Source organism: Stenotrophomonas sp. AN71 (assembly GCF_050435725.1).
Taxonomy (GTDB): Bacteria; Pseudomonadota; Gammaproteobacteria; order Xanthomonadales; family Xanthomonadaceae; genus Stenotrophomonas.
On record NZ_JBNDKU010000005.1, the window covers coordinates 119,672 to 132,885 of the forward strand.

Consider the following 13,214-nt stretch of genomic DNA (forward strand, 5'->3'; position numbering starts at 1 on the left):
CCTGAGCCGGGGACTGGGACCATGGTCTATTTGGGACCTCGGCCCCGGCTCAGGCATAATTGCCGGTGAAACTTCCTTTGCGCCGGCGTTTCCGGGCACGTCCGGACGGCGTTTTTCCCCCTGTTCGGAACATCGATCAATGACGCAGAAAATTACGGTCATCCGCGGCGACGGCATTGGCCCGGAAATCATGGACGCTACCCTGTTCGTGCTCGACCAGCTCAAGACTGGCCTGGAGTACGAAGACGCCGACGCCGGCCTGGTGGCCCTGGAGAAGCACGGCGATCTGATGCCGGCAGTGACCCTGGAATCGATCGCGCGCAACAAGGTCGCGCTGAAGAGCCCGCTGACCACGCCGGTTGGTGGTGGCTTCACCTCGATCAACGTCAGCCTGCGCCGCCACTTCGACCTGTACGCCAACGTGCGTCCGGCCCACACCTTCCCGAACACCAAGTCGCGTTTCGACAACGTCGACCTGATCACCGTTCGTGAGAACACCGAAGGTGCGTACCTTGCCGAAGGCCAGGAAGTGTCCGCCGATGGCGAGACCGCCTTCTCCGGTACCCGCATCACCCGCAAGGGCTCCGAGCGCATCGTGCGCTATGCCTTCGAGCTGGCCCGCAGCGTCGGCCGCAAGAAGGTCACCGCCGTGCACAAGGCCAACATCATCAAGTCGACCTCGGGCCTGTTCCTGAACGTCGCCCGTGAAGTGGCCGCGCAGTACCCGGACATCGAGTTCCAGGAAATGATCGTCGACAACTGCTGCATGCAGCTGGTGATGCGTCCGGAACAGTTCGATGTGATCGTCACCACCAACCTGTTCGGCGACATCATCTCCGACCTGTGCGCCGGCCTGGTCGGCGGCCTGGGCCTGGCCCCGGGTGCCAACATCGGCAAGGATGCGGCGATTTTCGAAGCCGTGCATGGCACCGCGCCGGACATCGCCGGTCAGGGCAAGGCCAATCCGTGCGCGCTGCTGCTGGCGGCCGCGCAGATGCTGGACCATGTCGGCCAGCCGGAAAACGCCGAGCGCCTGCGCAAGGCCATCGTGGCGACCATGGAAGCCAAGGATTCGCTGACCGGCGATCTGGGTGGCACCGGCACCACCATGAGCTTCGCCAAGGCCATCGCCACCCGCCTGTAAGCGGCGGATCGACCTCGGTTGGATCCACAGCGGGGCGCCTTCGGGCGCCCCGTTGCGTTGCGGGTCCACACAATGGGTGAATGATTCGGTAGATCCACGCCATGCGTGGATGACGGAGCCTCTCGGCCCGCAGCCATCCATGGGGTGGCTCTACAGGGCGCGATCTGTGCGAATTCTGCACAGATCATGTGCTTCAAAGCGGCTGGTTCGTGCGCACCGCGCTCCGCATCCTGTGCCCCACATCCACTGCACAGGAACTCGAACATGAACCTCACCGCCTTTGGCCTGGCCGGCCTGATCGGCATGGCCACCACCATCCCGGTTGCCGCCGCCGAGCCGGCCCATCCCACCATCCGCCACATGGCCGGCGCGCCGGTCACCGCCTCGCTGGATGTGGCGAAGACCGCCGTGCTGGTGATCGACTTCCAGAACGAGTATTTCGATGCCAAGGCCGCACCAGGCTTTGCCGGTGGCCGCATGGTCATTCCCGATGGCATGGCCGCCCTGCGCCAGGCCAAGCGTGTGGTCGAGTTCGCCGATGCCCATGGCATCCGCGTGATCCACGTGCAGCACGTGCTGCCGGCCGGTGCGCCGCTGTTCGCGCAGGGCAGCGTCAATGCCGCTTTCCATCGTGACCTGCAGCCGCGCCAGGGCGAAACCGTGGTGCAGAAGGACAATGTCAGTGTGTTCGCCGGTGCTTCGGCAGCCGTGCTCGACACGGTGCTGAAGGACGCCGGCATCGACACCCTGATCGTCACCGGCCTGCAGACCCATGCCTGCGTGGCGGGTGCCGCACGCGATGCGGCGGCCGCACCCCGCGGCTATCGGGTGGTCGTCGTCTCCGATGCCAGCGCCAGCCGAGACCTGGACCTGGCCGGTGGCGGCCGCATCGGCCATCGTGCGCTGCATGACGCCTCGCTGGCGCAGATCGAGGATGCCTTCGGCGATGTCATGAGCACCGATGCGATCCTGGCGCTGCCGGTGCGCAAGGCTGGCGACGGCGCTTGATAAGCTGGCGGGGCCCGCGCGCCGTGGGCCCCGCCACGTGGAGTCGCCGCCGATGGATCACTTCGCCGCCCTGCGTGCGCTGCGCGCCATCGTCGACACCGGCAGTTTCACCGCTGCCGCAGAACGCATGGGTACCACGCATTCGGCGATGTCGCGGCAGCTGCGCCAGCTGGAAGAGCACCTGCAGGTGCGCCTGCTCGATCGCAACAGCCGCCGGCTGTCACTGACTGAAGCCGGGCGCGGCTACTACCGCGAAGCCGCTTTGCTGTTGGACCGCCTGCAGGGAGCCGATGACCGCGCCCGCGCCGGACAGGCACAGCCCAGCGGTACCGTGCGGATCAGCGTGCCGCAGGTGGTGGCCAGCCAGGAACTGCCGCATTGGCTGCCGTCTTTCCTGCAGCGCTACCCGCAGGTGGCGCTGGACCTGTCCGCCGATGACCAGCTGGTCGATGTGGTCGGAGGGGGATTCGACCTGGCCCTGCGCATTGCGCCATCGTTGCCGGACAGCCAGCTGGTCGCGCGCGAACTGGCGCGTTGCCCGCGCATCCTGGTGGCGGCGCCAGCCTACCTGGCCCAGCACGGCTTGCCACGGCAGGCCGTGGATCTGCTGCAGCACACATTGCTGGGCTTCAGTCCCACCGTGGCGATGTCGCCATGGCAGCTGCAAGGTCCGCGCGGCGCCAACGCGAGTATCGAAGCAGGACAGCGCCTGCGTGTGGATGCTACGCCGGCGCTGTATGCGGCTGCGTTGGCGGGAATGGGCATCAGTCTGTTCACCGCGCTCACCGTGCAGGAGGATTTGCGGGCCGGTCGCCTGATCCGCGTGCTGCCAGCCTGGCATGCCGGCCAACGCTGCTATTTCGCGCTGTATCCGCATGCCCGCGCGCTGGCACCGAAGGTGCGTGCGCTGGTCGATCACCTCGCCGCGCACTACGCTGCGCAGGTCGGCGCGACAGGGTAGCCGCGCGGCCAAAGCGAGGGTGGTGATGGAGTCGGTGTATCTGCTGGTCGCGCTCGGCGCGATCGTTGCCGGATTCGTGCAGGGTCTGTCCGGCTTCGCCTTTGGCATGGTGGCGATGTCGTTCTGGGCGTGGGGGCTGGAGCCGCGGCTGGCCGCCACGCTGTCGGTGTTCGGCGCGCTGGTCGGACAGCTGGTTGCGGTGTTCACCGTGCGCCGCGGTTTCAATCTGCGCTTGCTGCTGCCGTTCGTGCTGGGCGGCCTGGCCGGTATTCCTCTGGGCGTGATGGTGTTGCCGCAGCTGGACATGGACTGGTTCAAGGCGCTGCTGGGGGGCTTCCTGGCGCTGTGGTGCCCGGTGATGTTGATGGCGCGCTCATTGCCACCGATCACGGTCGGGGGGCGTGTCGGCGATGCCATCGCCGGCATGGCCGGTGGTGTGCTCAGTGGCATCGGCGGCTTCGCCGGGCCAGTGCCGACGCTGTGGAGCACGCTGCGCGGCTTCGCCAAGGACGAGCAGCGCGCGGTCATCCAGAACTTCAACCTGGCGATGCTGGCCGTGACCATGGCCATCTACGTCGGCAGTGGTCTGGTGGAGTGGCAGATGCTGCCGTATTTCGCCATCGTGGCGCCGGCGATGCTGGTGCCGACCCTGCTGGGCGCACGCGTCTACATCGGCATCAGCGAGGCACGTTTCCGGCAGCTTGTGCTGAGCCTGTTGACCGCCTCGGGTATCGCGTTGCTGGCTTCGTCGCTGCCGGTGTTGCTGGCGCGACCTGTCGCGGGCTGAGGCTCAGGCCGGTCGGAACATGCGGAAGCGCTGCTCGGCACCGATGCGGAAATAGTCGGCGGGGCCGCCGCCACGCAGGATCGGGGCAGCGGCCGCGGTGTCGTAAATGCCATCGACCAGCAGCCGTGCATCGATATGCACCGCGACCACTTCGCCCAGCACCAGCCAGCCGTTGGTGTCCTGGCCGGCGGCGTCGCGCAGTCGCACGATCTGGGTGCAGCGGCATTCCATGCTCACCGGGCTCTGTGCCACACGGGGTGGCGCGACCTGCGTGGATGCCAGCGGGGTCAGGCCGGCGAGGGCGAACTCATCGACCTCCGGCGCCACGGCGCGGCAGCTTTCATTCATGGCTTCGGCCAGCTCGAAGGTGGCCAGGTTCCAGACGAACTCACCGGTGGCTTCGATGTTGCGCAGCGAGTCTTTGCGCCCCTGGCTGGAGAAGCCGATGATCGGTGGGGTGTAGTTGAAGGCGTTGAAGAAGCTGTAGGGCGCCAGGTTCAACGTGCCTTCGGCATCGAGGCTGGAGATCCAGCCGATCGGGCGTGGGCCGATGATGGCGTTGAACGGGTCATGCGGCAGGCGGTGGCCCTCTGCCGGGCGGTAGCTGTGGAAAGTGTCGGGCATGGGAGTCTTGTTCCGTGGAGTCGGGGGGGGGGGGGGGGGGGGGGGCCCGGGGGGGGGGGGCGCGGGGGGGGGGGGGGGGGGGGGGCGCGCCCCCCCCCCCGCCCCCCCCGGTGCTGGTGCACCCCCCACCCCACCCCCCCCCCCCCCCCCCCCCCCCCGCGCCCCCCCCCCCCCCCCCCCCGCCCCCCCCCCCCCCCCCCCCCCCTCGACTCTACCGTCTGAAACAGCCGAGCAGGCGCGACCCACAAAAAAGCCGCGACCCTCGCGGATCGCGGCTTGTCGTTTACGGCGCGGCTGGACTCAGCGCTGCTGGATCTTCGACAGCAGTCGCAGGAACTCCACATACAGCCAGACCAGGGTCACCATCAGGCCGAATGCGCCATACCACTCCATGTACTTCGGCGCGCGCTGGGCCACGCCGGTTTCGATGAAGTCGAAATCCAGCACCAGGTTCAGTGCAGCCACCACCACCACGAACAGGCTGAAAGCGATGCCCAGCCAGCTGGCGTCGTGGATCACCGGCACATTGATGTTGAAGAAGCCGAGCACGAACGAAGCCAGGTAGAGTAGGGCGATGCCACCGGTGGCGGCCACCAGGCCCATCTTGAAGTTCTCGGTGGCCTTGATCACGCCGCTGCGGTATGCGAACAGCAGTGCGGCCAGGGTGCCGAAGGTCAGCAGCACGGCCTGGAACACGATGCCCGGGTACTTCATGTTGAACAGTGCCGACACGGCGCCCAGGAACAGGCCTTCGACCAGCGCGTACATCGGCGCGGTGACCGGCGACCATTCCTTCTTGAAGATGGTGATCAGCGCCAGCACCAGGCCGCCGATCGCGCCCCCCATGGCGTAAAACTTGGCCGCGGCCATGACCTGGCCGTACTCGTCGACCGACTGGCTCCAGGCGAACGCCGCGGTCAGCACGGTCAACAGCAGCAGGATGCCGGTCTTGTTGGCGGTGCCGTTGAGGGTCATCACCTGGTCGGGGCTGGTCACCACCGAACCGCTGGCGAGATCGAGGAAGGTCGACTCGGAAAGAGCCGGGTTGCCGCTGCGCATGCGTGTTCTCCGTGCGGATGAGGGTCGGGACGGCCATCCGGCCGATGACCGCGAGCATAGCCGATGACTATGCGCGGTGCCGTGGCAGGCGTCAGGTTCGAGGCGCTTGCGTTGACAGTTCATGATGCGCTTGGCGACAATGACCAGCTCCGCGGGCTCGGCCCGAGGGGATTGCAAGAACGGGGTATAGCGCAGTCTGGTAGCGCGCCTGCTTTGGGAGCAGGATGTCGGGGGTTCGAATCCCTCTACCCCGACCAATCCCACGCCACGTCGGATTGGACACCGTTCCGGTTCGGGCGCCCGTAGCTCAACTGGATAGAGCACCGGCCTTCTAAGCCGGCGGTTACAGGTTCGATTCCTGTCGGGCGCGCCATCGGCGAGGCACCGGGGTCGCATCTGCGGATGTGAAGAAGTGCTTGCAAATGCGCAAGGACTCCACCAGAATATCGGACTAGCTTCGGCGGACCGGAACTTCGGTGACAGTCCCCAGGCAATGGTTTGAAGTCCCTGCGCGGCGGCATCGGCGAAGGGGCGAAAGTTTCAGTGGTGGCTGTAGCTCAGTTGGTTAGAGTACCGGATTGTGATTCCGGTGGTCGGGGGTTCGAATCCCCTCAGCCACCCCACTGATTCAACCGCATCGGCACTGCCGACACGGTATTGCAATAAACAGAAAGCACGCTACAATGTGCGTCTGAGTTTCACGGGCCGTTAGCTCAGTTGGTAGAGCAGTTGACTCTTAATCAATAGGTCCAAGGTTCGAATCCTTGACGGCCCACCAAGACAGAAGCCACCTGGCGCGCCAGGTGGCTTTTTTCTTATAAGTGTGACTCCTTCGTTTCGATGGATCACGCGCAGCGGAGCCCTGTTTTTCATGGGCCTGCGGCGGTAGCGGGACCGCAATGCTGGTTTCAACGATGTTGAAAAAAGTGCTTGCGCCCACCGAGCGGATCGGGTCATAATTCGCGCCCCGATTTCGGGCTGTTAGCTCAGTTGGTAGAGCAGTTGACTCTTAATCAATAGGTCCAAGGTTCGAATCCTTGACAGCCCACCAGACGAAAGCCACTTGGTTCGCCAAGTGGCTTTTTTCTTGCCTGGGTGTCGGCGAAATCCACGCATGGCGTGGATCTACTGATGGGTGGGCATCGTCCAGGCATGACGATGATCTGGCGCAGCGGGCATCCATCTGTAGGCGGCGCGGTGTCAGGGGTGTGCGCAGTTCATCGGATTCAGCTTTGTGCAGGACTTTCGCTTCCCGCGCCCGCCTGCGACAATGAACGCCTGTGCCGGCCACGCGAAAGTGGCGGAATTGGTAGACGCCCTGGATTTAGGTTCCAGTGCCGTAAGGCGTGGGGGTTCGAGTCCCCCCTTTCGCACCAGTGCCGGCCTGTCCCCACCCTGATGGGCCCTCTGCGCCCCCTTGACCGGCACGCGCTGGCAGTGCAGGCCGAATTGGGCGAAACTAAAGGGCTGCGGCAAGCAGGCGCGTCCCAGACGTCGTGTCCTTACAACACAACCGTTTCATTCCAATCATCGAGCCGGGGGCCTGGGCCACCGGTGGCAGGAGTCAACATGCAAGCTTCGATCGAATCCACCGGCAACCTGGAACGCCGCCTGAGCTTCTCGCTGCCGGAAGACCGTCTGCAGAGCCACATCGTCGGCCGCCTGGGCGAAATCGCCCGTACCACCCGCATCAAGGGTTTCCGTCCGGGCAAGGTGCCGGCCAAGGTGATCGAGCAGCGCTTCGGCGCGCAGGTCCGTGGCGAGGCGCTGGACGGCCTGCTGCGCGAGACCTTCGATGCCGCCGTGCGCGAGCACGACCTGCGCATCGTCGGCAGCCCGCGCATCGACAAGGGTGACGAGGGCGAGTTCTCCTTCGTGGCCACCGTGGAAGTGGTGCCGGACTTCGGTGACATCGACGTCAGCAAGCTGACCGTCGTGCGCCACAGCGCCGAGATCAACGATGCCGACATCGACCAGATGATCGAAAACCTGCAGAACCAGCGTCGTACCTGGGCCCCGGTCAGCCGTGGCGCTCAGGACGGTGATCTGGTCGCGGTGGAAACCTGGTCGCAGGCCGGCGAAGAGCGCCTGCCGGCCGAAGGCACCGAGAAGGGGTCGATCGTGCTCGGCCAGGGCATGATGTTCGACACCATCGAAAAGGGCCTGGTCGGCCTGGCCAAGGGTGAAGAGAAGACCCTGGACGTCGAGTTCCCGGCGGACTGGCGCGTGCCGGTGCTGGCCGGCAGGACCGTGCAGGTCACCGTCAAGGTGGTCGAAGTGTCCGAGCCGGTCGTGCCGGCGGTCGACGAAGCCTTCATCAAGAGCTTCGGCGTGAAGGGTGGCGATGTGGAGCAGTTCCGCAGCGACATCCGCGCCAACCTGGAGCGTGAGCTGAAGGGCGCCCTGATGAACCGCCTGCGCCGCGAAGTCGGCGAGCAGCTGATCGCGGCTTACGCCTCGGTGGAAATGCCGCCGCGCCTGGTCGAGAACGAAGCCCGTGCCATGCTGGCCCAGCAGGTCGAGCAGATCCGCCGCAATGGCCAGAACGTCGGCGAAATCCCGGCCGATGCCCATGAAGGCTTCAAGGATGCCGCCGCCAAGCGCGTGCTGGTCGGCCTGGTGGTCGGTGAAGTGGCCCGCACCAACGACCTGCGCCTGGAAGCCAAGCGCCTGAACGAAACGATGCGCCTGATCGCTTCGACCTACGAAGAGCCGGAGCAGGTCATTGAGATGTACCGCAACGACCCCCAGCTGATGTCTGGCCTGCAGAACCGCGTGATGGAAGAGCAGGTGATCGACTGGATTGCCGAGCGCGCCCAGCACACCGAAGAGAAGCTGTCCTTCCAGGACGCGATCCGCCAGTAAGTCCGGGCGGATCACCGCATTCCCCGCGCCTTTGCCGGCGCGGGGTTGTTTCCCCCCAAGATAGGTACCTCACGTAATGGACAACCGAACCAAAGCCCTGAACCTGGTTCCGATGGTGGTCGAGCAGACCAGCCGCGGCGAGCGTGCCTACGACATCTATTCGCGCCTGTTGAAGGAGCGCCTGATCTTCCTGGTGGGCCCGATCGACGATCACATGGCCAACGTGGTGGTGGCGCAGTTGCTGTTCCTGGAATCGGAAAATCCGGAAAAGGACATCAACATCTACATCAACTCGCCGGGTGGCGTGGTCACCGCCGGTATGGCGATCTACGACACCATGCAGTACATCAAGCCGAACGTGAGCACCACCTGCATCGGCCAGGCCGCCTCGATGGGCGCCCTGCTGCTGGCCGCGGGTGAAGCCGGCAAGCGCTACGCGCTGCCGAATTCGCGCGTGATGATCCACCAGCCGCTGGGCGGCTACCAGGGCCAGGCCACCGACATCGACATCCATGCGCGTGAGATCCTGACGCTGCGCTCGCGCCTGAACGAGGTGCTGGCCAAGCACACCGGCCAGTCGCTGGAGACGATCGCCCGCGATACCGAACGCGACAACTTCAAGAGCGCCTTCGAGGCGCAGGCCTATGGTCTGGTCGACCAGGTCCTGGAGCGTCGTCCGGATGAGTCGATCCAGGCTGGCTGACCGGCCTTCACGGGGCCATGGAGGCCCCGTTCCTGCAGGGTCGGGCGGGACTGGTGTCCCCTCGGCCCTGTGCTATTCTCGAATCGAACCCCCGTTCAGCGGGTGGGGTAACTGGGTAAGCGAAGCATGAGCGAAGACCGCCAAGGTCGTTCCACGGACACCGGCAAGATCCTCTACTGCTCTTTCTGCGGCAAGAGCCAGCATGAAGTGCGCAAGCTGATTGCGGGTCCGAGCGTATTCATCTGCGATGAATGCGTGGAGCTGTGCAACGACATCATCCGTGAAGAACTTGAGGAAAAGGCGCAGTCGGCGCGCAGCTCGCTGCCCAAGCCGCGCGAGATCCTCGAGGTCCTCGACCAGTACGTGATCGGCCAGAACCGCGCCAAGCGCACATTGGCCGTGGCCGTGTACAACCACTACAAGCGCATCGAGAGCCGGCAGAAGAACGACGACGTCGAACTGGCGAAGTCGAACATCCTGCTGGTCGGCCCGACCGGTTCGGGCAAGACCCTGCTGGCCGAGACCCTGGCCCGCCTGCTCAACGTGCCGTTCACCATGGCCGACGCCACCACGCTGACCGAGGCCGGTTACGTGGGCGAGGACGTGGAGAACATCATCCAGAAGCTGCTGCAGAAGTGCGACTACGACGTCGAGAAGGCGCAGCAGGGCATCGTCTATATCGATGAGATCGACAAGATCTCGCGCAAGAGCGAGAACCCGTCGATCACCCGCGATGTGTCCGGCGAAGGCGTGCAGCAGGCCCTGCTGAAGCTGATCGAAGGCACCGTGGCCAGCGTTCCGCCGCAGGGTGGCCGCAAGCACCCGCAGCAGGAATTCCTGCAGGTGGACACCAAGAACATCCTGTTCATCTGCGGCGGCGCGTTCGCCGGGCTGGACAAGGTGATCCAGGCCCGCTCCACCGACGTTGGCAGCATCGGCTTCGGCGCCAAGGTGAAGAGTAGCGAGCGCAAGCAGGAAGTGGGCAAGGTGCTGGCCGAAGTCGAGCCGGAAGACCTGATCAAGTTCGGCCTGATCCCCGAGTTCGTCGGCCGCCTGCCGGTGGTGGCGACCCTGGAGGAGCTGGACGAGCCGGCCCTGATCCGGATCCTGACCGAGCCGAAGAACGCCATCACCAAGCAGTTCAAGAAGCTGTTCGAGATGGAGAACGTCGAGCTGGAGTTCCGTCCGGACGCGCTGTCGGCCATTGCCAAGAAGGCGCTCAAGCGCAAGACCGGTGCCCGTGGCCTGCGCACCATCGTCGAATCGGTCCTGCTGGACACCATGTACGACCTGCCGTCGCAGGAAAACGTCAGCAAGGTGGTGGTGGACGAATCGGTGATCGAGCACAAGTCCGAGCCGTACCTGATCTACCAGACCCCGGCGGCCCCTGAACAGAAGGCCGCAGGCGCCGAGTGATCCTTCCAGGTTGTTGATTGGAAAGGATTTTCAAGGAATGCCTTGCATCTGAAAGCCGATGGCCCCATAACGGGGCCATCGGCTTTTTTTGTCTCCGGAAGATGCCCTCCCGGAGGCGGTTTTCCCCTTCCCTGGAGCCCCCATGGCCCGTTCCCCAAGTGAAACCCTCGACCTGCCGGTCCTGCCGCTGCGCGACGTAGTGGTGTTCCCGCACATGGTCATCCCGCTGTTCGTCGGCCGTGACAAGTCCATGCACGCGCTCGAACAGGCAATGGAAGCGGACAAGCGCATCCTGCTGCTGGCGCAGAAGTCGGCCGAGACCGACGACCCGCATGCGGCCGATCTCTACCAGGTCGGTACGCTGGCGCAGGTGCTGCAGCTGCTGAAGCTGCCCGATGGCACGATCAAGGTGCTGGTCGAAGGCCTGTCGCGCGTGCAGGTCACCCACGTCGACGAGCGCAACGGCTCGCTGCACGGCCAGGCCGTGGAGATCGATGCGACCGACGAACGCGAAGCGCGTGAGGTCGAGGCGATCGCCCGTTCGCTGATGTCGTTGTTCGAGCAGTACGTAAAGACCAACCGCAAGCTGCCGCCGGAGCTGTTGCAGACCCTGTCCGGCATCGACGAGCCGGCACGTCTGGCCGACACCATCGCTGCGCACATCAGCGTGCGCCTGGCCGACAAGCAGCGCCTGCTGGAAACGCTGGCGGTGAGCGATCGCCTGGAAATGCTGGTCGGCCTGGTCGACGGCGAGATCGATGTGCAGCAGATGGAAAAGCGCATCCGCGGCCGCGTGAAGTCGCAGATGGAGAAGAGCCAGCGCGAGTACTACCTCAACGAACAGATGAAGGCCATCCAGAAGGAACTGGGTGACCTGGACGACGCGCCGGGCGAGCTGGAAGAGCTGGCCCGCAAGATCGCCGAGGCCGGCATGCCGAAGCCCGTCGAAGCCAAGGCGCGCAACGAACTGAACAAGCTCAAGCAGATGTCGCCGATGTCGGCCGAGGCGGCGGTCGTGCGCAACTACCTGGAGTGGCTGCTGGGCGTGCCGTGGAAGAAGCGCAGCAAGGTGCGCAAGGACCTGAAGGCCGCGCAGGACACGCTCGATGCCGATCACTACGGCCTGGAGAAGGTCAAGGAGCGCATCCTTGAGTACCTGGCAGTGCAGTCGCGCGTGAAGCAGATGAAGGGCCCGATCCTGTGCCTGGTCGGGCCGCCGGGCGTGGGCAAGACCTCGCTGGGCCAGTCCATCGCCAAGGCGACCAACCGCAAGTTCGTGCGCATGTCGCTGGGTGGCGTGCGCGACGAGGCCGAGATCCGTGGCCATCGCCGCACCTACGTCGGTTCCATGCCGGGCCGCATCGTGCAGAACCTCAACAAGGTCGGCAGCAAGAACCCGCTGTTCGTGCTCGACGAGATCGACAAGATGTCGATGGACTTCCGTGGCGATCCGTCGTCGGCGTTGCTGGAAGTGCTCGACCCGGAGCAGAACAACGCCTTCAACGATCATTACCTGGAAGTGGACCTTGACCTGTCCGAAGTGATGTTCGTGGCCACTTCGAACTCGCTCAACATCCCGGGCCCGCTGCTGGACCGCATGGAAGTGATCCGCATCCCGGGCTACACCGAGGATGAGAAGCTCAACATCGCCACGCGCTACCTGGTGCCCAAGCAGATCAAGGCCAACGGCCTGAAGCCGGAAGAGCTGGAGATCGGCGGCGATGCCATCCAGGACATCGTGCGTTACTACACGCGCGAATCGGGCGTGCGCAACCTGGAACGCGAGATCGCCAAGATCTGCCGCAAGGTGGTGAAGGAAATCGCGCTGGCCGGCCCGCAGCCGGCAGTGAAAGCGAAGAAGGGCGCGAAGAAGGCCAAGGCGCTGGTCAGCGTGTCCGGCAAGAACCTGGACAAGTACCTGGGCGTGCGTCGCTTCGACTTCGGTCGTGCCGAGGAAGAGAACGAGATCGGCCTGGTCACCGGCCTGGCGTGGACTGAAGTGGGTGGCGATCTGCTGCAGATCGAATCGACGTTGGTGCCGGGCAAGGGCCAGCTGATCCTGACCGGTCAGCTTGGCAACGTGATGAAGGAATCGGCGTCGGCGGCGTTGTCGGTGGTGCGTTCGCGTGCGGTCGGCTTTGGTATCGACCCGGAGTTCCTGCAGAAGCACGACGTGCACCTGCACGTGCCCGATGGCGCCACGCCGAAGGACGGCCCGAGTGCGGGTGCGGCCATGGTCACCTCGCTGGTGTCGATGCTGACCAAGGTGCCGGTGCGTGCCGAGGTGGCGATGACCGGTGAGATCACGCTGCGTGGCCGCGTCACCGCCATCGGTGGTCTGAAGGAAAAGCTGCTGGCTGCACTGCGTGGCGGCATCCGCACGGTCATCATCCCGGAAGAGAACCGCAAGGACCTGGCCGACATCCCGGCCAACGTCACCCGCGATCTGAAGATCGTGCCGGTGAAGTACATTGAAGAGGTCCTGGACCTGGCGCTTGAGCGTCCGTTGGCACCGAAGAAGGCGCGCAAGAGTGCGCAACGTGTCACGGTGCGCAGCAAGGCCAAACCGAGTGGAAACGCGCGCGTCAAGCATTGACGCGCGCTGTCCAATGGCCTGAAACCCGCGTCGTTGCTGGCTTTCCAGCTT

The 13,214-nt window shown here is 65.0% G+C and carries 10 protein-coding genes and 6 tRNA genes; 14 read left to right on the forward strand and 2 right to left on the reverse strand.

Annotated features, from left to right (window positions below; translation table 11 throughout):
- Positions 1 to 139 precede the first annotated feature (139 nt).
- The 4 genes from ABH900_RS10130 (at position 140) to ABH900_RS10145 (ending at position 3,900) form a co-directional block, all read left to right on the forward strand.
- Positions 140 to 1,144 carry an isocitrate dehydrogenase gene (locus ABH900_RS10130; protein ID WP_197584860.1) on the forward strand — a complete coding sequence of 335 codons (1,005 nt, stop codon included), beginning with the start codon at positions 140 to 142 and terminating at the stop codon, positions 1,142 to 1,144.
- A gap of 264 nt (positions 1,145 to 1,408) precedes the next feature.
- A complete protein-coding gene (locus tag ABH900_RS10135) occupies positions 1,409 to 2,152 on the forward strand; it encodes a cysteine hydrolase family protein (RefSeq protein WP_429622735.1) in 744 nt (247 codons plus the stop codon).
- A gap of 52 nt (positions 2,153 to 2,204) precedes the next feature.
- Positions 2,205 to 3,113, forward strand: coding sequence for a LysR family transcriptional regulator (locus ABH900_RS10140; protein ID WP_429622736.1), 909 nt, complete (start codon positions 2,205 to 2,207; stop codon positions 3,111 to 3,113).
- Positions 3,114 to 3,138: 25 nt separating this feature from the next.
- Complete coding sequence (locus ABH900_RS10145) at positions 3,139 to 3,900, forward strand: sulfite exporter TauE/SafE family protein (RefSeq protein WP_429622737.1); 762 nt, start codon at positions 3,139 to 3,141, stop codon at positions 3,898 to 3,900.
- Between the two features lie 3 nt (positions 3,901 to 3,903).
- Here the strand turns inward: ABH900_RS10145 and ABH900_RS10150 are convergent, their stop codons facing one another.
- Positions 3,904 to 4,524, reverse strand: coding sequence for a flavin reductase family protein (locus ABH900_RS10150; RefSeq protein ID WP_429622738.1), 621 nt, complete (start codon positions 4,522 to 4,524; stop codon positions 3,904 to 3,906).
- 300 nt (positions 4,525 to 4,824) lie between these two features.
- Entirely contained in the window at positions 4,825 to 5,583 is a 759-nt protein-coding gene (locus ABH900_RS10155) for a Bax inhibitor-1/YccA family protein (protein ID WP_429622739.1), read from the reverse strand.
- Positions 5,584 to 5,763: 180 nt separating this feature from the next.
- On the opposite strand from ABH900_RS10155, the gene ABH900_RS10160 reads away from it, so the two are divergent.
- The 10 genes from ABH900_RS10160 to lon all read left to right on the forward strand — a co-directional run bounded on the left by ABH900_RS10160 (position 5,764) and on the right by lon (position 13,163).
- Positions 5,764 to 5,840 (forward strand) — tRNA-Pro (locus ABH900_RS10160).
- Positions 5,841 to 5,879: 39 nt separating this feature from the next.
- A tRNA-Arg gene (locus tag ABH900_RS10165) sits at positions 5,880 to 5,956 on the forward strand.
- Positions 5,957 to 6,129: 173 nt separating this feature from the next.
- Positions 6,130 to 6,206, forward strand: a tRNA-His gene (locus ABH900_RS10170).
- A 79-nt stretch (positions 6,207 to 6,285) separates the two neighbouring features.
- Positions 6,286 to 6,361: transfer RNA gene (locus tag ABH900_RS10175), tRNA-Lys, on the forward strand.
- A 197-nt stretch (positions 6,362 to 6,558) separates the two neighbouring features.
- Positions 6,559 to 6,634: transfer RNA gene (locus tag ABH900_RS10180), tRNA-Lys, on the forward strand.
- Between the two features lie 240 nt (positions 6,635 to 6,874).
- Positions 6,875 to 6,959 (forward strand) — tRNA-Leu (locus ABH900_RS10185).
- Between the two features lie 193 nt (positions 6,960 to 7,152).
- Complete coding sequence (tig, locus tag ABH900_RS10190; RefSeq protein WP_429622740.1) at positions 7,153 to 8,448, forward strand: trigger factor; 1,296 nt, start codon at positions 7,153 to 7,155, stop codon at positions 8,446 to 8,448.
- Positions 8,449 to 8,524: 76 nt separating this feature from the next.
- Positions 8,525 to 9,151 (forward strand): ATP-dependent Clp endopeptidase proteolytic subunit ClpP, encoded by a 627-nt coding sequence (gene clpP, locus ABH900_RS10195; RefSeq protein ID WP_004146318.1) that lies wholly within the window; start codon positions 8,525 to 8,527, stop codon positions 9,149 to 9,151.
- 126 nt (positions 9,152 to 9,277) lie between these two features.
- Positions 9,278 to 10,567, forward strand: a complete 1,290-nt coding sequence (gene clpX, locus ABH900_RS10200; protein WP_429622741.1) for an ATP-dependent Clp protease ATP-binding subunit ClpX — start codon at positions 9,278 to 9,280, stop codon at positions 10,565 to 10,567.
- A 142-nt stretch (positions 10,568 to 10,709) separates the two neighbouring features.
- A complete protein-coding gene (gene lon, locus ABH900_RS10205) occupies positions 10,710 to 13,163 on the forward strand; it encodes an endopeptidase La (protein ID WP_429622742.1) in 2,454 nt (817 codons plus the stop codon).
- Positions 13,164 to 13,214: the final 51 nt, after the last annotated feature.

What these genes read in the sequence shown, in the direction of transcription:
- ABH900_RS10130 (WP_197584860.1), top strand. Translation starts at nt 140, where the DNA reads ATGACGCAGAAAATTACGGTCATCCGCGGCGACGGCATTGGCCCGGAA.
- ABH900_RS10135 (WP_429622735.1), top strand. Translation starts at nt 1,409, where the DNA reads ATGAACCTCACCGCCTTTGGCCTGGCCGGCCTGATCGGCATGGCCACC.
- ABH900_RS10140 (WP_429622736.1), top strand. Translation starts at nt 2,205, where the DNA reads ATGGATCACTTCGCCGCCCTGCGTGCGCTGCGCGCCATCGTCGACACC.
- ABH900_RS10145 (WP_429622737.1), top strand. Translation starts at nt 3,139, where the DNA reads ATGGAGTCGGTGTATCTGCTGGTCGCGCTCGGCGCGATCGTTGCCGGA.
- ABH900_RS10150 (WP_429622738.1), bottom strand. Translation starts at nt 4,524, where the DNA reads ATGCCCGACACTTTCCACAGCTACCGCCCGGCAGAGGGCCACCGCCTG.
- ABH900_RS10155 (WP_429622739.1), bottom strand. Translation starts at nt 5,583, where the DNA reads ATGCGCAGCGGCAACCCGGCTCTTTCCGAGTCGACCTTCCTCGATCTC.
- tig (WP_429622740.1), top strand. Translation starts at nt 7,153, where the DNA reads ATGCAAGCTTCGATCGAATCCACCGGCAACCTGGAACGCCGCCTGAGC.
- clpP (WP_004146318.1), top strand. Translation starts at nt 8,525, where the DNA reads ATGGACAACCGAACCAAAGCCCTGAACCTGGTTCCGATGGTGGTCGAG.
- clpX (WP_429622741.1), top strand. Translation starts at nt 9,278, where the DNA reads ATGAGCGAAGACCGCCAAGGTCGTTCCACGGACACCGGCAAGATCCTC.
- lon (WP_429622742.1), top strand. Translation starts at nt 10,710, where the DNA reads ATGGCCCGTTCCCCAAGTGAAACCCTCGACCTGCCGGTCCTGCCGCTG.